This window comes from Deferrisoma camini S3R1 (assembly GCF_000526155.1).
Taxonomy (GTDB): domain Bacteria; phylum Desulfobacterota; class Deferrisomatia; order Deferrisomatales; family Deferrisomataceae; genus Deferrisoma; species Deferrisoma camini.
Map to the genome: position 1 here is coordinate 4,049,418 of NZ_JAFN01000001.1, position 18,913 is coordinate 4,068,330.

An 18,913-nucleotide genomic window follows, 5' to 3' on the forward strand; every position below is an offset into this window, starting at 1 on the left:
CATGGATCGCATCGCGGTGATCGCGGGGGCGGGGGAGTTCCCCCGGCTGTTCGTGCGGGAGGCCCGCAAGCGGGGCGTGGAGCCGGTGGTGGTGGCCCTGCAGGAGGAGGCCGACCCGGCCATCGAGGAGGAGGCCGAGCAGGTCCACTGGATGCCCCTGGGCAAGGTGGGCAGGCTCCTGAAGCTCCTGTCCCGGGAGAAGGTGACCCGGGCGGTGGTGGCCGGAAAGGTCCACAAGGTCCGGATCTTCCGGGACTTCCGGCCCGACGTGAAGACCCTGACCCTGCTGTGGGGGCTGCGGGACCGCAAGGACGACACCATCATGCTCAAGGTGGCCGAGATCCTGGCCCAGGAGGGGATCGAGCTGCTGCCCCAGACCACCTACATGGACGAGTACCTGCCCGGGGCAGGCGTGTTCACGAAGCGCCAGCCCACCGACGAGGAGCGGTCCGACGTGTCGTTCGGCGCCGAGATCGCCCGGTCCATGGGGGAGCTGGACATCGGGCAGACCGTGGTGGTCAAGCGGGGGGCGGTACTGGCGGTGGAGGCGATCGAAGGCACCGACCAGGCGATCCGCCGGGGAGGGAGCCTGGGCAACGGCGACGTGGTGGTGGTGAAGGTGGCCAAGCCCCGCCAGGACCTGCGGTTCGACGTGCCCGCGGTGGGGCTCGACACGATCGTGGCCTGCCTCGACGCCCGGGCCCGGGTGCTGGCGATCGAGGGGGGGAAGACCTTCTTCTTCCAGCAGGACGAGGCGGTGGCCCTGGCCGACCGCCACAATCTGACGATCCTTGCGTTCTGAACCGGTGCTGGCGGTCTCCGCCGGCGAGGCCTCGGGGGATCTGCACGCGGCGAACCTGCTGGGGGCCCTCGCGGAGCGGGGCGTGCGGTTCCGGGCATGGGCGGTGGGGGGGTCGCGGCTCGCCCGGGCCGGGGCCGAGATCCTGATCCCTTCGGAGACCCTGTCGGCCATGGGCCTGCTGGAGGCGGCCGGCCGCCTTCCGGCGCTGCTGCGGGCCCGGAGGGCCGTCGTGCGCCGTTTCCTCACCGACCGTCCCGACCTCTTTCTCCCCGTGGACTTCGGCGGGTTCAACCTGGCCCTGGCGGCCCGGGCGCGGCGGCTCGGCGTGCCCGTGGTGTACTACATCCCCCCCAAGGTGTGGGCCTGGGGGCCCTGGCGGGTCCGCAAGGTCCGGGATCGGGTGGACGAGGCCCTGGTGGTCCTGCCGTTCGAGGAGCCGTATTGGAGGGACCGGGGGGTCCGGGTCTGGTACGTGGGCTCGCCCGTGGCCGACCACGTGGCGGGTCGGCGGTGGAGCCCGGAGCCGGCACGGGTGGGGCTGCTGCCCGGAAGCCGCAAGGGGGAGATCCTGCGGATCTGGCCCCTGCTGCGGCAGGTCGCGGACGAGCTGGCCCGACACCGCCCGTTGCGGTTCACGGTGCCCCTGGCGCCTGGGGTGGATCGGGAGTGGTTCGGAGACGCGCGCGGGATGGAGTTCACCGACGACGCCCTGGGGGTGATGGAGCGCAGCGAGCTGGTGATCGCCGCCTCGGGCACGGCCGCCCTGGAGTGCGCCCTGGTGGGGGTGCCCACCGTGGTGGTGTACCGGGTGAACCCCCTCACGTACTGGCTGGGCCGGCTGCTCGTCCGTGTCCCGTTCGTGGCCCTGCCCAACCTGATCGCAGGTCGGGAGGTGGTGCCCGAGTTCGTGCAGCGGCCGGTGGCCGAGGTGGTCCGGGCCGCGGTGCGCCTGCTGGGGGACGACGGGGCCCGGGCACGGATGGTCGAAGGGTTGGCCGAGGTGCGCCGGAAGGTGGGAGAGCCGGGGGCGGCCCGCCGGGCCGCCGAACGGGTCGCCCGGTTCCTGGAGGAGCGGGGATGAGCCGCCGACCCCTGACCCCCCCGCCCGGCCTCAAGGGGCCCGGCGACCTCGGCTCGTGGGCCCTCCTGCGGGCGCTGGGCCGGTACTTCCGGCCCCACTGGCACCGGATCGTGTTCTCGTTCCTGTGCATGGGCGTGGTGGGGGCCTCGGCCGGCGCCACTGCCTGGCTGGTCAAACCGGTGCTGGACGACATCTTCATCCGGCACGACGAGTGGAAGCTCAAGGTCTTGCCCCTGGCCCTGCTGGGCCTGTACGCCGTCAAGGGCATCTGCCGGTACCTCCAGTCGTACGTCATGCGTTGGGTGGGCGAGGCCGTGATCCTCGCCATGCGCGACGACCTGCTCACCCACCTGCAGTACCGGGAGTTCGGATTCCACGAGAAGAACCCCACCGGCACCCTGATCGCCCGGGTCACGAGCGACGTAGGGCTGATGCAGGGCGCAATCCCCAACATGATCCAGATGCTCCGCCAGGGGGTCACGGCGGCCGGCCTGCTGGCGGTGTTGTTCGTTCGGGACCCCGGCCTGGCGGCCATCTCCCTGCTGGTGGCCCCCTTGGCCGCCTACCCGGTGAAGCGCATCAGCAAGCTGGTGCGGCGTTACACCCGCAAGGGCCAGGAGCGGGTGGGGGACCTGTCCAACGTGCTCCAGGAGTCGTTCTCCGGGATCGAGGTGGTCAAGTCGTTCGGGTGCGAGGATCGGCAGATCGAACGGTTCCACCACGAGGGCGAGCGGTTGCGGCGCATCAGCCTCAAGCGGGCCCGCCTGAACGAGGCCACGGCCCCCCTGCTGGAGTTCCTGGGGGCGGTGGCAGCCGCGGCCATCATCTGGTACGGGGGGAGCCGGGTGCTGGCCGGCGAGACCACGCCCGGGGAGTTCTTCAGCTTCCTCACGGCCCTGTTCATGCTGTACGACCCGCTGAAGCGCGCCGGAAACCTGAACAACTCGATCCAGCAGGCCCTGGCCGCGGCCGAACGGGTGTTCGGGGTGATGGCCCAACCCCTGCCCCCCTGGGAGCGCGGGGGAGACCGCGATCTGGACGGGCCGGTGGAGGAGGTGGCCTACGAGAACGTGCGGTTCGCCTACGACCCGGCCCAGGGCGAGGTGATCCGGGGGGTGAGCTTCCGGGCCCGGCGGGGGCAGGTGGTGGCGCTCGTGGGGGCGAGCGGGTCGGGCAAGTCCACGCTCCTGAAGCTCCTGCCGCGGTTCTACGACCCGACGGACGGGGTCATCCGGATCAACGGGGTGGACATCCGGGAGTTTCGCATCGAGGGCCTGCGCCGGGCCGTGGCGGTGGTGACCCAGAACACCTTCCTGTTCAACGACACGGTCCGCCAGAACATCCTGGTGGGCCGGCCGGACGCGGGCGACGACGAGGTGGAGGCGGCCGCGCGGGCCGCCCATGCCCACGAGTTCATCCTGACCCTGCCCCAGGGGTACGACACCGTGGTGGGGGAGCGGGGGGACCTGCTGAGCGGGGGGCAGAAGCAGCGGATCGCGATCGCCCGGGCCATCCTCAAGGACGCGCCGATCCTGATCCTGGACGAGGCCACGAGCGCCCTGGACTCGGAGTCCGAGTCCGAGGTTCAGGCGGCCATGGAGGCGCTCATGGCCAACCGGACGACCTTCGTGATCGCCCACCGCCTGGCCACCGTGCGTCACGCCGACCTGATCCTGGTGCTCCGGGACGGCCGGGTGGTGGAGAGGGGAAACCACGAGGAGCTCGTCGCCCGCGGCGGGGAGTATGCGAGGCTGTGCCGGCTCCAGTTCGGGGAGGCGCTGGGGTGAATCCCGCCGCGTTGGGCTGGGCGTGCCGGGCGGGGGCCGGGTATCTGGGGGTGGTGGGCCGGACCAGCCGGTACCGGATCTCCGGCAGGGCAGCGGTCGAGGCCGCCCGGGCCGAGGGCCCGATGTTGTGGGCGTTCTGGCACAACCGGCTGCTGGGCCCGTTGGTGCCCTACCGGGACCGGGGCATCGGGGTGGTCATCAGCCGTAGCGACGACGGCGAGCTGATCTCGCGGATCGTCGAGCGGTTCGGGTACGTGCCGATCCGGGGGTCGTCGTCCCGGGGCGGGGCCATGGCCCTGCGGGGGGTGCTGCGCCACCTCGCCTCGGGCCGGGACGTGGCCCTGACCCCGGACGGGCCGCGGGGACCCCGGTACCGCGTCCAGCCGGGGGTGGCGATGGCCGCCGTCCGCAGCGGCGTGCCCGTGGTGCCGGTGGGGGTGGCGTACTCCCGGCGGTGGGTGGCCCCCTCGTGGGACCGGTTCCAGGTCCCCCTGCCGTTCGGCAGGGTGGAGCTGGTGCTGGGGCCGCCGCTGCGGTTCGGCCGCGGGGAGCCGATCGAGCGGGTCCGGGCGGTGATCCAGGGGGCGATCCTTCGGGCCACAGAGCGGGCCGATGCCCGCGTGGGCCGGGTGCCGCCGTGAGCGCGTTCCTGGCCCTCTACCGGGCCGTGGGAACCGCGGGCGTGCTGGCGGCCGCCCCCGTGTTGGCCGCCAGGGCCCTCACCGATCCCCGGTATCGCGTGGGGTGGGGCGAGCGGTTGGGCCTGTGGGCCGATCCGCCCCGCCGGTGCGTGTGGGTCCACGGCGCCAGCGTGGGAGAGCTCAGGGCGGCCGCCCCCCTCGTGCGGCAGCTCCGGACCCGGGGCCGCCGGGTGCTCGTGACCGCCACGAGCCCGGCCGGGGCCCAGGTGGCGGGCGAGCTGGCCGGGGACCCCGCGTGGGGCAGGCTGCTGCCCCTGGATCCCCTGCCGTGGCTCGGTCGCCTGGTCGCCCGGCTTCGGCCCCGGGCCGTGATCCTGGTGGAGACCGAGCTCTGGCCTGGCTTCCTGGGGGCGTTGCGCGGCCAGCGCGTGCCGGTGCTGTTGGTGAACGCTCGGATCTCGGACCGATCCTTTCTCCGGTACCGACGGGTGAGGCGGCTCCTCGCCCCGGTGCTCGGGGGGTTCCGATGCATCCAGGCCCAGTCCGAGGACCACGCCCGGCGGTTTCTGGCCCTGGGAGCGCCACCGGATCGGGTCGAGGTGGGCGGAAACCTGAAGTTCGACCTCCCGGACCCGGATCCGTCCCACCCGGCCACCCGGCTGGTGCGGCGGGCCGCGGAAGGGGCGCGGGTGGTGGTGGCCGGATCGACCCACCCGGGTGAGGAACGGGCCGTGGCCCGGGCCGTCCGGCGGCTGTCCCGAAGGGGGGTGCAGGCCGGGCTGGTGGTGGCCCCGCGCCATCTCGAACGGCTGGCCCAGGCCGAGGAGGAGCTCCGGTCCGAGGGGGTGGAGCCGGTCCGGTGGACCGATGCGGCCGAGCAAGGCGAGGGGGCCGTGCGCCGGGCCCTGGGGGAGGGCCGGGCCCTGGTGGTGGACCGGTTCGGGGTGCTGCCACACCTGTACGGGGCGGCGGCGGTCGCATTCGTGGGGGGGACCCTCGCGCCTGTGGGCGGCCACAACCCCCTGGAGGCCCTCGTCTGGGGGGTGCCGGTGGTCCTGGGCCCACACGCGGCGAACATCCGCGACCTGGTGGCGGAGATCCGGGAGCACGGGCTGGGCACCGAGGTCCGGGACCCCGAGGGACTCGCGGCCGCCCTGGAGCCGTACCTCACCGGCGACCCGGAGGGGGTGAGGGCGGCGTCCCTGGCGCTGTTCGACCGCAACCGGGGCGCGACCCAGAGGGCCCTGGCGGCGTTGGAGGATGCCTTGCGCGACGGGTTGCCATGTCCCTGTACTTCTGGGTGAAGGATCTCCTGTCCCGGCCCGCCCTCGGTGCGGGGTCGCGGGTCCTGCTCGCGCCGTTGGCCGCGGCGGGATGGGGCTACGCCCAGATCCAGGCGGCCCGGCGCTGGGCCTACCGCCGGGGGGTGCTGCGGTCCGAGGACCCGGGAGTGCCCGTGATCTCGGTGGGCAACGTGGCCGTGGGCGGCACGGGCAAGACCCCCTGCGTGGAGCGGATCTGCCGGCTCCTGTTGGCCCGGGGGGTGCGGCCGGCGGTGCTGAGCCGGGGGTACGGCGGCCGGGCCGAGGGGCCGGTCACGGTGGTCTCGGACGGCCGGGGCGAGGTGGCCGACTGGCGGCAGGCCGGGGACGAGCCCGTGCTCCTGGCGAGGCGGCTGCCCGAGGTGGCCGTGGTGGTGGGGCCCGACCGGAGGCGCACGGCCCGGGTGGCGGTGGAGTTGGGGGCCCAGGCCCTGGTGCTGGACGACGGATTCCAGCACCTGCGGCTCCGCCGGCACCTGGACGTGGTCACGGTGGACGTGCAGAACCCCTTCGGCAACGGGTGGTGCCTGCCCCGGGGGCTGCTGCGGGAGTCCCCCCGGGCCCTGGCCGACGCGGACCTGGTGCTGCTGACCCGCACCCGGGGGGTGCCGGCCGGCCGGATCGAGCGAACCCGGGAGCTGGTGGGCCGGTACGCGCCCGAGGCCCCGATCCTGACCACCTCCCACGATCCAGCCGGCTGGACCGACCTGGCCGGCGGCGGGTCCCTGGCGCTGGAGGCCCTGCGGGGCCGGAAGATCCTGGCCTTTGCCGGCATCGGAGACCCGGCGGCGTTCTTCCGCGACCTGGACGCCCTGGGGCTGCGGGTGGTGGAGGCGGTCCCGTTCCCGGATCACCACCCCTACTCCGATGAGGACCGGGAGCAGCTCGCCCGCTGGGCCCGCCTGGTCAACGCCGAGGCCCTGGTGACCACCGAGAAGGACGCGGTCCGGCTCGCCGGACCCGTTCCGGCCGGGGCCCCCACCTACGCCCTGGCCATCCGGCTCCGGGTGGACGACGAGGCCGTGCTGGAGACGGCCCTGGACCGCGCCATGAAGGCGGCCGGGAAGGGGTGAGGCCGGCCGACGGGCTCGGGCTTGCGGCCCGGCCGGGCCCGCGGCATCATGGGCCGGCGGTTCCCACTGTTTTGCCGAAAGGAGGAAGGGCATGCCGTCTCGACTCGAACTGCCCGAACCGGTGCTCGAAGCGATCGCTGCGGAGGACCTGGAGGGCTTGCGCACGGCCCTGGAAGGATCGCCCCTGGCCGGGGAGCTGGGCATCGCCTACGAGGCCCTGGAGCCGGGCCGGGCCCGGGCGCGGTTGCCGGCCGGCGAGCTCCTGCCCAACTTCCTCGGGTTCGTGCACACGGGCGCGCTGTTCGCCCTGGCCGAGCAGGTGATGGCCGCGGCCGCCAACACCCTGGGGTTCGTGGGCCTGCCCCTGAACTGTGAGGTCCACTTCGTGAAGGGCGCGGATCCCTCCGAGGACACGGTGGCCTCGGCCCACGTGGTGGACACCCAGGGCCGGATCGCCCGGATCGTGGTGGAGGTGACCCAGGGGAACGACGACGTCCTGCGGGTCACCGAGATGGTGTTCCTGCGGTCGCCCCACCCGTGAGCCCTCAGACCGTGAATCTGGCCGGCCCGGCCGGCGAGGCGGCCCGGGCCCGGGCCGAGCTGGTGGTGGCGTTGCGGCGGGCCCTGCACCGGATCCCGGAGCCCGGGTTCCAGGAGGAGAAGACCACCGCCCTCGTGGAGGCGTTCCTGCGGGAGCGGGAGGTTGGGTTCGAGCGGTTCGCCGGCGGCACGGGGGGGGCGGCTGTGTTCGGCCCGGACGGGCCGGCGGTGATGCTGCGGGCCGACCTGGACGGCCTGCCGGTGACCGAGGCCACGGGGCTCGCGTTCGCGTCGGAGCACCCCGGCCGGATGCACGCCTGCGGCCACGACGCCCACGCGGCGATCCTGCTCGCCGTGGCCGACTGCCTGGCCGCCGGCGAGATCCGGCCGAAGGGGCGGGTGGTGCTGGTGTTCCAGCCGGCCGAGGAGGGAGGCGGCGGCGCCGATCGGCTCCTGGAGGAGGGGCTGCTGGACCGCTACCCGGTGGACGCGGCGGTGGCCCTGCACGTGTGGCCGGGGTTCCCGGTGGGGGCCGTGGGTGTGTCGCCGGGGCCGGTCATGGCCAGCATGGACCGGCTGCGGCTGGTGTTCGAGGGGCAGGGCGGCCACGGCGCCCTGCCCCACCTGTGCGTGGACCCGGTGGTGATGGCGGCCGAGGGGATCCTGGCGTTCCAGAGCCTGGTGAGCCGGGAGACCGATCCCATGGATCCGGCGGTGTTCACGGTGGGGGCCGTGCGAGGGGGCACCGCCGAGAACGTGATCCCCGACGAGGTGGAGCTCCTAGCCACCCTGCGGGCCTTCGACCCGGGCGTGCGCGACCATCTGCTCGAGGGGATCGAGCGGGTCGGCCGCGGGGTCGCCTCGGCCCACCGGGGCGGGTTCCGCATGGAGCGGGGCCAGGGCTACCCGGTGACCCGCAACGACCCCGAGGTGACCCGGCGGGTGGGCCGGGCCGCGGCCTCGGTGCTGGGCGAGGGTGCCGTGCGGCCGGCCCACCGGACCATGGGGGCCGAGGACATGGGGTTCATCCTGGACCGGGTGCCGGGCTGCTACCTCCAGCTGGGCGCGAGCGCCGACCCCACCCGGGCCGAGCCGCTGCACAGCCCCCGGTTCGACCTGGACGAGCGGTGCCTACCCGTGGGCGTGGCGGTGCTGCTGGCCGCGGCCCAGGAGCTGCTGGATTGACTTCGGTCGTCGGTCACCGGCCTTCGGTCTCCTGGCCCCCTCAAACGGCACCCGCGGGGCCCGGCAAAGGGGGGGTAACTTTCGCTGGTCCGGGGCCGTTGCCGGCGGCGGGGCATGGGGCCTGCTTCCGGCCGCGCGCGAAGCCGGGCGTTAGGATTCGCCGCGCAGGCACAGGGCACCGGCGGTGGCTTCATGACCGTTCGGCGGGGCACGAACGAATCCACGGTACGAGCGTTGGAGGCGCTGCGCGGCGAGCATAGGGGCCGCGCGCGGCTCTCCAGCAGCCCCCATGCCCCCCGAGCTTTGGCGCGGTTCGAGAACCGCCCGGCCGCCTAGCTGCCTAGCTGCCTGGCGGGCCGAAGGCCCCAGACCGACGACCGTTGACCGTAGACCGACGACCGAAGTTACCGGGAAGGAGCTCTTCATGGTCGATGTGGGCATCATCGGTGCGAGCGGGTACACCGGGGCGGAGCTGATCCGGCTGCTGTGCCGGCACCCCCAGGTGCGGATCACCGCGATCACCTCGCGCAGGTACGCGGGGCAGCCCCTGGGCGCGTGCTTCCCCAGCCTGGGGCACCTGGACCTGGCCTTCGTCTCCCACGAGGACCCGGGGGTGTTTGACCGGGCCGAGGTGTTCTTCACGGCCCTTCCCCACAAGGCCAGCATGCCGGTGGTGGCGGCCGCCCTCGGAGCGGGGCGCAAGGTGATCGACCTCTCGGCCGACTTCCGGTTCGCCGATCCCACCCTGTACGAGGCGCACTACGGGCCCCACGCCTGCCCGGAGCTCCTGGCCGAGGCCGTGTACGGGCTGACCGAGGTCCACGGCGCGGCCGTGGAGCGGACCCGGCTGGTGGGCAACCCGGGGTGCTACCCCACCAGCATCCTGCTGCCCCTGGTTCCGCTGCTGCTGGAGCGGGTGATCCGGCCGGAGGGGATCGTGGCCGACTCCAAGTCCGGGGTGAGCGGGGCCGGCCGGGAGCCGAGCCAGGCCACGCTGTACTGCGAGGTGAACGAGGGGTTCAAGGCCTACAAGGTGGCCTCGCACCGCCACGAGCCCGAGATCCGAAAGGAGCTGGAGCTGGCCGCGGGGTGCGAGGTGCCGGTGGTGTTCACCCCCCACCTGGTGCCCATGGCCCGGGGCATCCTGTCCACCGTGTACGCCCTGCCGGCCGACGGCGCCGACGCGGCCCGGGTGCGGGAGGTGTGGCGGGAGTTCTACCGGGAGGCCCCGTTCGTCCGGGTGCTGGACGAAGGACGGTGGCCCAGCACGGCCGACGTGCGGGGCACGAACGCCTGCGCCATGGCCGTGGCCGACCACGGCGCGGGCCGGCTGGTGATCGTGAGCGTGATCGACAACCTGGTGAAAGGGGCGAGCGGCCAGGCGGTGCAGAACCTCAACCGCATGATGGGTTGGGACGAGACCCTGGGCCTGCCCCAGGAGGCCCTGTACCCCTAGGAATCCAATGTCGAAATAGGCGCACTTCTTCAGCGGGGAGAGGCAAGGGGCCTGGTTCCGGCCGTGCGTGAGTGCAGCATCCGACTCATACGGAGTGGCGTTCTAACCGAGATCCCTCGGAGGGCGGGGCAAGGAACCTGCCTCCGGCCGTGCGCGAAGCCGGGCATTAAGATTCGCCGCGCAGGCACGGGACAGGGGAGTTGGTTTCATTCCAACTCCGGCGAATGCGAGCCATTTCATGGCTCGGACGCCGGAGGCGCTGCGCGGCGAGCTAAGGGGCCGCGCCCGGCTCTCCGGCAGGCCCCTTGCCCCTCCGAGAAGGGGGCGATAGCGCCTGTTTATCCGCCGGTGAATAGGAGGATGCGCCGGACCTCAGTCGCTGCTGAGCAGCCGGATCTCGGCCAGCCCCCGGGCCTCCACCCGGTAGTTACCGTACTCGGTGACGCCGGTGAACAGCAGGGTGCGGGCCAGCCGGCCCTCCAGGGCCTTGGCAGCGCCCTCCACCTCCACGCGGGCGGCCAGGCGCGAGCCGCTCTCTTCGCCCAGGGTGACCCGTTTGACCTTGGCGAACGGAACCATCAGGGTGCCCTCGCCCCGCTCCAGGGGGAGGAAGGTGCGGCCGTTGCAGGCCAGCAGCTCCACCCGCGTCACCACGCCCTGGCGGTCCACCAGTTCCGCCCGGTAGTTCTCCTTGGGCCGGGGAATGGTGTCGGAGACCGGGCCGGACCCGCCTCCGCCCATGGCGGTGAGCAGAAGGAAGACGGCAGCGGACGAAGCCACGAGAACGGAACGCCGAACGGACATGGGTGCTCTCCCTGGGATCTCTGTGGGTACGGTCCCCGAACCGGCGCGCCCTTCCTAACACAGGCTCGGAGGGACCTCAAGCCGTGAGCGCAACCGATTGGGCCGAAGTGTACGTCGCCTTGGATGCGGTGGAGGTGGCCGCGGTCACAGGGGTGCTGGCCTCGGCCGGCGTCGAGACCCGGGTCCGGGACATGACCGTCACCCCGTACCCGGTGTCCATCGGGCCCCTGGGTGAGAAGCGGATCGACGTGCCCGCCGAGCAGGCGGCCGAGGCCAGGCGGCTCCTTCGCCAGGCGGCCGACGACGGGTATCTGCGGGCCGGCGCGCTGGTCATGGGGGAGGAGGAGCCGGAGTGAGCCCGGGGCTGCGGGTGGTGCGCTCCAACCGCATGGAGCGGCTCGTGGATGCCCTGGCCGAGGCGGTGGCCGAGCCCCTGCCGGACCCGCTGGCCCCCGAGGTGGTGGTGGTCCAGAACCGGGGCATGGCCCGGTGGCTGTCCCAACGGCTGGCCGCCCGGTTCGGGGTGTGGATGAACGCCCGGTTCCCGTTCCCTGCGGCAGCGGTGGCCGAGTGGTTCGACGCCGTGCTGGGAACGTCCGATCCGGTGCGGCCCTGGGAGCCGGACGTGTTGGTGTGGCGGATCCTGGACGTCCTGCCCGGGCTTCTGGAGCGCCCCGGGTTCGATGGGGTGCGGCGGTTTCTCGAGGCCGACGATCGGCCCGCCCGGCGCTACCGGTTCGCGAGCCGGATCGCGGACCTGTTCGACCGGTACACCGTGTACCGGCCGGACTGGGTCCTGGCGTGGGAGGCCGGGGGGAGCGGGCCCTCGGGGCTCGAGTGGCAGGCCGAGCTGTGGCGGGCCGTGGCCGAGCGGATCGGGGGAGACCACCGGGCCCGGAGGTGCGTCCGGTTCCTGGATGCCCTCTCCTCCGGCCGCGTCGAAGGGCTTCCCCACCGGGTCCAGGTGTTCGGGCTCTCCGCGCTTCCGCCGTTCCACCTCGATGTGCTCTCGGCCCTGGCCCGGCAGGTTCCGGTCACGGTGTTCCTGCTGGATCCCTGTCGGGAGTGGTGGGCCGACGTGGTCTCCCCCGGGGAGGCGGCCCGGCGGGCCCGGGCCGCACCGGAGACCCGGGAGTACTATGCCGTGGGCAACCGGCTCCTGGCCTCGCTGGGCCGGTCGGGCCGGGAGTTCCTGAACCTCCTGTGGGAGCGGGAGCCCCACGAGGACGACCGGTTCGAGGCGCCCGACCCGACGACGGCGCTGGGCCGGATCCAGTGCGACCTGCTCGGCCTGGTCGACCGGGGCCCGGACGAGCGCCTGCCCTGGCCCGACGACGGCTCGATCCGGGTGGCCTCGTGCCACGGACCCTTGCGGGAGGCCGAGGCCCTGCGAGACCACCTCCTGGCCCTGTTCGAGCGCTGGCCGGACCTGACCCCCGAGGACGTGGTCGTGATGACCCCGGACCTCGACACCTACGGCCCGCTGATCTCGGCCGTGTTCCGGGGGGGCGAGGGGGAGCCGTCGATCCCGCACAGCCTGGCCGATCGGGCCGGGCCGGCCCAGGAGGGGGCGGCCGCCGGGTTCCTGCGGCTCCTCGAGGTGGCCCGGGGCCGACTCCGGGCGCCCGAGGTGCTCGATCTGCTGGAGTGGCCCGCCCTCCGCCGGCGGTTCGGGTGGGACGACCCGGCCGTGGAGCGGGTGCGGACCTGGGTGGCCGAGGCCGGTATCCGGTGGGGCCGCGATGCGGCCCACCGCCACGCCCTGGGGCTCGGGGCGTACGGCGAGCACTCCTGGCGGTTCGGCCTCGACCGCCTGCTTCTGGGTCGGGCGATGGCGCCGGGCGAGGCGCTGTGGCAGGGCGTCCACCCGTTCCCCGACGTGGAGGGGGGCGGCGACGCCGGGGCCCTGGAGGGTCTCGCACGGTTCGTGCGCGACCTGTTTCGGCTGGCCGAGGACCTGGCCCGGCCCCGCTCCCCCGCGGCATGGGGCGAGGACCTGTCGGGCTGGTTCGAGCGGTTCTTCCGGGTGGAGGGGGCCGAGGAACGGGAGGTGGGGGAGCTTCGCCGGGCCCTGGTCCGGCTCGGCGACGCGGGCGACGGGGCCGAGGTGGCGTTCGAGGCGGTGGCCGAGCACCTGGCCTCGACCGTGGGCCGCGTGCGGTTCGAGGGCGGGTTCCTCGCGGGCGGGGTCACGGTGTGCGCCCTGCTTCCCATGCGCAGCGTGCCGTTCCGGGTCGTGTGCCTGGTGGGGCTCAACGACGGCTCCCTGCCCCGCACGGACCGGCCGAGCGGGTTCGACGGCATCGCCCGCCAGCCCCGCCGGGGCGACCGGTCGCTGCGGGACGAGGACCGGTACCTGTTCCTGGAGGCCCTCCTCTCCGCGCGGGACCACCTGTACCTGAGCTACGTGGGCCAGAGCTCCCGGGACAACGCGGAGGTGCCGCCGTCGGTGCTGGTGAGCGAGCTCCTGGACGCCCTGGACCGGACCTTCGACTCGGACCCGCCGCCGTCCGACCGGGTCCGGGTGCGCCACCGGCTCCACCCGTTCAGCCCGGCCTATTTCCGGGCCGGAGGGGAGCTCCAGAGCTACTCGGCGGCCGACGCCGCGACCGCCCGTCGTCTGGCGTCGTCCGAGGGCCGAGGGCCCCGGGGGCGGTGGGTCGTGCGGCCCCTGCCGGAGCCCCCAGACGAGCTTCGCACCCTGTCCCTGGACGACCTGGAGCGGTTCTTCCGCAACCCTTGCGCCTACTTCCTTCGGGTCCGGCTCGGGGTTCGGTTCGACGGCCCCGCGGCCGGGCCCGACGAGGCCGAGCCCCTCGAGCCCCAGGCGCTCTCCCGCTACGGGGTGGCGCAGGAGATCCTGGACCGCCTCTGCGGGGGGGAAGAGCCCGGCGACCTCCTGGCCCTGGCCCGGGCCCAGGGGAGGCTCCCGCCGGGCGCGGCCGGGCCCGTGGCGTTCCGGGACGCCGAGGCGCTGGCCCGCGGCGTGTGGGAGGCGGCGGGTCCCCGGGCCGCCGAGCCGCCGGTGCCGTTGGATCCCCGGCACGTGGACCTGGGCCCGTACCGCCTCCACCTGCGGCTCCCGGGGGTCCGGCCCGGCGGCCTGGTGCTCTTCCGGCCGGCCGCGCCCAAGGGCAAGGACCGGGTGAGGGCCTGGATCCGGCACCTGGCCTTGTGCGCACTGCGGCCACCCGGGGTCGAGTCCGTGACGGTGGTGGTGGGCCGCGGCGGCAAGGGCTGGACCTTCGGCCCCGTGGACCAGCCGGAGGCGCTCCTGATGGAGCTCCTGGAGCTCTACGGCCGGGGCCTGCGGGAGCCCCTGCCGTTCGCGCCCGAGACCTCCTGGGCCTATGCCCACGGCCGGTGGGGCGGGGGCCGAAGCCGGAAGCCCCCTCTGGACCGGGCCCGGGAGGCCTGGGCCGGCTCGGACTATGCGGCCGGGGAAGGGGAGGACCCCGCCCTGGCCCACTGCTTCGGCGAGGCCGGGCCGTTCGGCCCCGGGTTCGAGGAAACGGCCGAGGCGGTGTTCGGGCCGAGCTTCCGGTACGAGGGGGTCCCGTGACCTCGGCCCGGCCCTTTGACCTCGCCACCGCGCCGCTGGCCGGCACCCACCTCATCGAGGCGAGCGCCGGCACCGGCAAGACCTACGCCCTGGCGGGACTGGTGCTCCGCCTCGTGATCGAGCGGCGGCTCCCCGTGGACCGGATCCTGGTCGTGACCTTCACCGTGGCGGCCGCCGAGGAGCTCCGGGGCCGCATCCGCCGCCGGCTGGTCGAGGGGCTCGCGGCCTTCGAGGCGGAAGACGCCGGGGACGACCCCCTCCTCGGCCGGCTCCTGGGGCGCTGCCCCGACCGCGACCGGGTCCGGGACGATCTCGCCCTGGCCCTGGCCGAGTTCGACCGGGCCCCGGTCCACACGATCCACGGGTTCTGCCAGCGGGTGCTCCAAGACCACGGTTTCGAGGGCGCGGCCCCCCTCGATCCCCGGGTGGTCCCCGACCCCGAGGACGTGGTGATGGAGGCGGTGCGGGACGTGTGGCGCCGGTGGGCCCTGGCCGCCCCCCCGATCGTGGCCGCCGACCTGGCCGCGGCGGGGATCGGTCCCTCGGCCCTGCGCCGCACCCTCAGGCCGCTCCTGGCCCATCCGGCGCTGGAGCTCCGGCCCCCGATCTCCCAGGCCGACCTCGAGGCCCTGGCCCAGAGGGCGGAGGACGCGCGCGAGGCCCTGGCCCGGGCCTGGGCCCGGGGAGGGGGCGAGCTGCGGCGGCTCCTCGAGGCCTCGCCCGGCCTGAACCGCCGGAAGAAGGAGTTCAGGGCCGAAACCCTTGGGGCGGCCTGCGACACCCTCGACCGGGGGCTCCGGAGCGGAGCGTTAGGCGAGGAGTTCTTCGGGGCCCTGGCGGCGCTCTCGCCCGGAAGGCTGGCCGAGGGGACCCGGCCGGGGGAGGATCCGCCGGACCATCCCGTGCTGGGGGCCGTCGACGACCTCCTGGGGGCTTTGCGCCGGTTTCGCCGGGCGTTCGTGCCCGGTGCGCTGGCCTCGGCGCTCCAGACCCTGGACCGGGAGAAGGTTCGGAACGATCTTCTCTTCTTCTCGGACCTCCTCACGCGGGTCCACGCGGCCCTCGCAGGCCCCGCCGGCGACCGGCTGGTCGCCGCCCTGCGGGACCGGTACGCCGCCGCCCTGATCGACGAGTTCCAGGACACCGATCCCCTCCAGTACGAGATCTTCTCCCGGGTGTTCGGGGGCGGCACCCTGTACCTGATCGGCGACCCCAAACAGGCCATCTACGGGTTCCGGGGCGCCGACGTGTTCGCCTACCTGCGGGCCGCCCGGGAGGCGGAGAACGTCCACACCCTGCCCTACAACTGGCGATCCGAGCCGGACCTGGTGCGCGCCGTGGGCCGGGTGTTCGGGGTGGACCGGCCCTTCGTGCTCCCGGACATCGGGTTCCCGGCGGTGGAGCCGTCCCCCAGCGAGAAGGACCGGCTCCTCGTGGACGGGTGGGCCGAGCCGCCGCTGCGGGTGTGGTTCGTCCGCCGGGAGGGCCGCAGCGGCCGGGGCGGCCAGATCAACAAGGGGTGGGCCGAGGAACACCTGCCCCGGGCCGTGGCCGCCGAGGTGGCCCGGCTGCTGCGGCTGGGCGCGGCTGGCCGGGCCACGATCGGGGGCCGGCCCCTCGGCGCCGGCGACCTGGCGGTGCTGGTGCGCACCAATGCCCAGGCCGAGCGGGTCCAGGAGGCTCTCCGCCGGATCGGCGTGCCCGGCGTCCTCTACACCGCCAAGGGGCTGTTCGAGACCCGGGAGGCCCGGGAGGCCCTGACCGTGGTATCGGCCTTGGCCGAGCCCGGGAACGAGGGGCTCGTTCGGGCCGCCCTGGCCCTGGACTGGTTCGGGTTCGACGCGGCAGGGCTCCACGCGGTCCTGGAGGACCCGGCGGCCTGGACCGGCTGGCTCGAGCGGTTCCGGGAATGGCACGGAACCTGGCGGGACCAGGGCTTCCTGTCCGCCTACCGCGACCTTCTGAGCCGGACCCGGGTGCGGGAGCACCTCCTGCGCTTTGCGGACGGCGAGCGCCGGGTCGCCAACGTGGTCCACCTGGGGGAGGTCCTGGACGCGGCGGCCCGGGCCGGCCGGTCGGGGCCGGCGGGCCTCGTGCGGTGGCTCGAGGCCCGGGTGGCCGGCCGAAGCGAGGGGGACGAGGCGTACGAGCTCCGGCTCGAGAGCGACGAGCGGGCCGTGAGGATCCTCACCGTCCACCGGTCGAAAGGGCTCGAGTTCCCGGTGGTGCTCGTGCCGTTCGCCCCCCTGCCCGGGAGGGATCCCGCCGGCAAGGCGGCCGCCGACGGGCTCGCCTACCATGCGGACGACGGGACCATGGTGCTCACCTTCGACCCCGACGAGATCGCGGCCCACCAGGCTCGGGCCCGGGCCGAAGGGCTGTCCGAGGACCTCCGGCTCTTCTACGTGGCCCTGACCCGGGCCCGGAACCGGTGCGTCTTCACCTGGGGCGGGTTCCGGGACGCCGGCCGAAGCCCGCCGGGGTACCTGTTCCTGGGCCCGGTCCAAGGCGGCGATCCGGCGGGAACCCTTGTGGCCCTGGGGAAGAGCGCCGAGGACCGGGAGCTGCGGGCCGCCCTGAGCCGCATCGAGGGGCCCGGCGTCGAGGTGGCGGAGCCGTCCTTCGAGGACCCCGGCCGGCTCGAGCCGACCGAGGCGGAGCCCGAGGCCCTTCAGGCCCGCACCTTCCGGGGACGCATGCGCACCGACTGGCGGGTCACCAGCTTCACCGCCCTCGCCGCAGGGGTCGACGCCGAAGGCGCCGACCACGACCTGGGGGAGCCGGCCGAGGAGCCCGAGGGGCCGGCCGACGAGTTCCTGGGGTTCCCCCGGGGCGCCCGCACGGGGCTGTGCCTCCACGAGATCCTGGAGTGGTGGGACGAGGCCGGCACGACCCCCTCCGAGCGCCGGGCCTTCGCGGCCCGGGTGCTCCGGGCCCACGGCTTCGGCCCGGAATGGGCGCCGACCGTGGCCCGGGTGCTCGAGCGGGTGGCCGCCTGGGACATCGACGGGGTGGTCCTGGGTGAGGTGCCGCGCCGGGCGCGGCTCCACGAGGTGGAGTTCACCTTCCCCCTCCGGGCCGGCCGACCGACCGCCCTGACGGCCCGGGAGTTGGCCGCCGCCCTCGAGGCCCCCGAGCTGGCCGGACGGATGGGCCCGGCGTTGGGCACGGCCTTGGGCCGCTTGTCGTTCTCGCCGGTCCGGGGATACCTAAGGGGGGTCATGGACCTGGTGGTCCGGGTGGGGGACCGGTACCACCTGGTGGACTGGAAGACCAACTACCTGGGGCCCCGGCCCGAGGACTACGGCCCCGAGGCGCTGGCCGCGGCCATGGCCCGGGACCTCTACGTGCTCCAGTACCACCTCTACGCCGTGGCCCTGCACCTGCACCTGCGGGCCCGTCTCCCGGCCTACGACTTCGACCGCCACTTCGGCGGCGTCCACTACGTGTTCCTCCGGGGCCTCGACCCCTCCCGCCCCGGCCAGGGCGTGTTCACCGACCGCCCGTCCCGGGAACGCCTGGAACGCCTGATGAACTGCCTGGGGCCGAACGAAGGGAGGTAGCCGCGCGGGGAAGTCACTCCAACCCAGCCGAAAATTGCCCGAGCGGCCGTAGCGCGCCCACGGTAGTGGCGCCTGCGGCAGTTTTGCGTGCAGTCAACGACGTGGGGACGGCCGAGTAGGCGGAGGGACGAGGACGATAGCCGAGTAACCGAGCGGCGTCCCATCCTTCCGGGCTCAGGATCGAACGCCCCGGGGCCCCATTCCTCCGGGACTCATTCCAAGTTGCCATCCATCGCATACGGATCCGGGGCGGGGCAAGGGCCCTGCCTCCGGCCGGGCGCGAAGCCAGGCATTGAGATTCGCCGCGCAGGCACGGGGTGGGGGAGCTGGCTTCATGGCAACCCGTTGGAATCCGAACCCTTTCGCAGTCCAGACGCCGGAGGCACTGCGCGGCGAGCCAAGGGGCCGCGCCCGGCTCTCCGACAGGCCCCTCGCCCCTCCGGGCAGGGGGCCAATAGATTTGAATGCAACTTGGTATTACGGGGCGGCAAGGATTTCTCCGGGCTCCTGGAGGCCATCCTCCGAGATCTGCCCAAAGCGTCTGCCCCCGGATAGAGCACCGGCTGGGTCTCGCGCCTACGGCGGGATCCCAGGGCCCCTCAGGCCCGAACACCACCTCTGCTAGTTCCCCAATCTCTCCGGATGGAGAATTGACATGATCCACAATTACACTGTATAGTGTTTCGGTGTAGAAAGGAGACACCATGTCCCGCCCCGGCTCCGACCTGTTTCCCATGCTCGACCCCTGCACGGCCAAGACTCCGGTGGAGGAGCGCCCGCTGCTCGACCCCGGGGAGGCCCGACAGGTGGCGACGATGTTCAAGATTCTGGCCAACGACACCCGGGTCCGGCTGCTCCACGCCCTGGTGCGCACCCCCGGGCTGTGCGTGGGGGAACTCGCCGACGATCTCGGCATGAAGCCCCAGGCCGTGTCGAACCAGCTCCAGCGGCTCGCGGACCGGGGAATCGTGGAGCCCGAGCGCCGGGGCACCCAGGTGTGCTACCGCATCGTGGACCCGTGCGTGGTCCAGCTCCTGTCGTACGGGCTGTGCCTGGCCGAGGACGCCGAGGCCCGCCGGGGCTGATGGGGGCCCACA

At 73.9% G+C, this 18,913-nt stretch carries 14 protein-coding genes; 13 read left to right on the forward strand and 1 reads right to left on the reverse strand.

Annotation, left to right across the window (positions count from 1 at the left end):
- Nucleotide 1: 1 nt before the first annotated feature.
- The 9 genes from DEFCA_RS0117845 to argC all read left to right on the forward strand — a co-directional run bounded on the left by DEFCA_RS0117845 (nucleotide 2) and on the right by argC (nucleotide 9,887).
- Entirely contained in the window at nucleotides 2–802 is an 801-nt protein-coding gene (locus DEFCA_RS0117845) for an LpxI family protein (RefSeq protein WP_025324360.1), read from the forward strand.
- Nucleotides 792–1,883 carry a lipid-A-disaccharide synthase gene (gene lpxB, locus DEFCA_RS0117850; RefSeq protein WP_025324361.1) on the forward strand — a complete coding sequence of 364 codons (1,092 nt, stop codon included), beginning with the start codon at nucleotides 792–794 and terminating at the stop codon, nucleotides 1,881–1,883. Before DEFCA_RS0117845 ends, lpxB begins: the two co-directional genes overlap by 11 nt.
- Nucleotides 1,880–3,670, forward strand: a complete 1,791-nt coding sequence (locus DEFCA_RS0117855; RefSeq protein ID WP_025324362.1) for an ABC transporter ATP-binding protein — start codon at nucleotides 1,880–1,882, stop codon at nucleotides 3,668–3,670. Before lpxB ends, DEFCA_RS0117855 begins: the two co-directional genes overlap by 4 nt.
- A complete protein-coding gene (locus DEFCA_RS0117860; protein WP_025324363.1) occupies nucleotides 3,667–4,311 on the forward strand; it encodes a lysophospholipid acyltransferase family protein in 645 nt (214 codons plus the stop codon). The genes DEFCA_RS0117855 and DEFCA_RS0117860 overlap by 4 nt, the downstream gene beginning before the upstream one ends.
- Nucleotides 4,308–5,615, forward strand: coding sequence for a 3-deoxy-D-manno-octulosonic acid transferase (locus DEFCA_RS0117865; RefSeq protein ID WP_025324364.1), 1,308 nt, complete (start codon nucleotides 4,308–4,310; stop codon nucleotides 5,613–5,615). The genes DEFCA_RS0117860 and DEFCA_RS0117865 overlap by 4 nt, the downstream gene beginning before the upstream one ends.
- Nucleotides 5,594–6,706 carry a tetraacyldisaccharide 4'-kinase gene (lpxK, locus tag DEFCA_RS0117870; RefSeq protein ID WP_025324365.1) on the forward strand — a complete coding sequence of 371 codons (1,113 nt, stop codon included), beginning with the start codon at nucleotides 5,594–5,596 and terminating at the stop codon, nucleotides 6,704–6,706. The genes DEFCA_RS0117865 and lpxK overlap by 22 nt, the downstream gene beginning before the upstream one ends.
- A gap of 91 nt (nucleotides 6,707–6,797) precedes the next feature.
- A complete protein-coding gene (locus tag DEFCA_RS21095) occupies nucleotides 6,798–7,247 on the forward strand; it encodes a PaaI family thioesterase (protein WP_025324366.1) in 450 nt (149 codons plus the stop codon).
- Complete coding sequence (locus DEFCA_RS0117880; protein ID WP_025324367.1) at nucleotides 7,244–8,431, forward strand: M20 metallopeptidase family protein; 1,188 nt, start codon at nucleotides 7,244–7,246, stop codon at nucleotides 8,429–8,431. Before DEFCA_RS21095 ends, DEFCA_RS0117880 begins: the two co-directional genes overlap by 4 nt.
- A 424-nt stretch (nucleotides 8,432–8,855) precedes the next feature.
- Nucleotides 8,856–9,887, forward strand: coding sequence for an N-acetyl-gamma-glutamyl-phosphate reductase (gene argC, locus DEFCA_RS0117885; protein ID WP_025324368.1), 1,032 nt, complete (start codon nucleotides 8,856–8,858; stop codon nucleotides 9,885–9,887).
- Nucleotides 9,888–10,259: 372 nt separating this feature from the next.
- Here the strand turns inward: argC and DEFCA_RS0117890 are convergent, their stop codons facing one another.
- Complete coding sequence (locus DEFCA_RS0117890) at nucleotides 10,260–10,691, reverse strand: hypothetical protein (protein ID WP_025324369.1); 432 nt, start codon at nucleotides 10,689–10,691, stop codon at nucleotides 10,260–10,262.
- 83 nt (nucleotides 10,692–10,774) lie between these two features.
- Here DEFCA_RS0117890 and DEFCA_RS0117895 point away from each other — a divergent pair, with 83 nt between their 5' ends.
- The 4 genes from DEFCA_RS0117895 (at nucleotide 10,775) to DEFCA_RS0117910 (ending at nucleotide 18,901) form a co-directional block, all read left to right on the forward strand.
- Nucleotides 10,775–11,047, forward strand: coding sequence for a putative signal transducing protein (locus tag DEFCA_RS0117895; RefSeq protein WP_169709638.1), 273 nt, complete (start codon nucleotides 10,775–10,777; stop codon nucleotides 11,045–11,047).
- Entirely contained in the window at nucleotides 11,044–14,253 is a 3,210-nt protein-coding gene (gene recC, locus DEFCA_RS0117900; protein ID WP_051463290.1) for an exodeoxyribonuclease V subunit gamma, read from the forward strand. The genes DEFCA_RS0117895 and recC overlap by 4 nt, the downstream gene beginning before the upstream one ends.
- Nucleotides 14,250–17,816, forward strand: coding sequence for an exodeoxyribonuclease V subunit beta (gene recB, locus DEFCA_RS0117905; RefSeq protein ID WP_025324372.1), 3,567 nt, complete (start codon nucleotides 14,250–14,252; stop codon nucleotides 17,814–17,816). Before recC ends, recB begins: the two co-directional genes overlap by 4 nt.
- Before the next feature lie 704 nt (nucleotides 17,817–18,520).
- Nucleotides 18,521–18,901, forward strand: a complete 381-nt coding sequence (locus tag DEFCA_RS0117910) for an ArsR/SmtB family transcription factor (protein ID WP_281173797.1) — start codon at nucleotides 18,521–18,523, stop codon at nucleotides 18,899–18,901.
- The last annotated feature ends 12 nt before the right edge of the window (nucleotides 18,902–18,913 follow it).

Bases quoted from the DNA above. Each gene is read 5' to 3' on its own strand.
- DEFCA_RS0117845 (WP_025324360.1), top strand. From the start codon at position 2: ATGGATCGCATCGCGGTGATCGCGGGGGCGGGGGAGTTCCCCCGGCTG.
- DEFCA_RS0117855 (WP_025324362.1), top strand. From the start codon at position 1,880: ATGAGCCGCCGACCCCTGACCCCCCCGCCCGGCCTCAAGGGGCCCGGC.
- lpxK (WP_025324365.1), top strand. From the start codon at position 5,594: ATGTCCCTGTACTTCTGGGTGAAGGATCTCCTGTCCCGGCCCGCCCTC.
- DEFCA_RS21095 (WP_025324366.1), top strand. From the start codon at position 6,798: ATGCCGTCTCGACTCGAACTGCCCGAACCGGTGCTCGAAGCGATCGCT.
- argC (WP_025324368.1), top strand. From the start codon at position 8,856: ATGGTCGATGTGGGCATCATCGGTGCGAGCGGGTACACCGGGGCGGAG.
- DEFCA_RS0117890 (WP_025324369.1), bottom strand. From the start codon at position 10,691: ATGTCCGTTCGGCGTTCCGTTCTCGTGGCTTCGTCCGCTGCCGTCTTC.
- DEFCA_RS0117910 (WP_281173797.1), top strand. From the start codon at position 18,521: ATGTCCCGCCCCGGCTCCGACCTGTTTCCCATGCTCGACCCCTGCACG.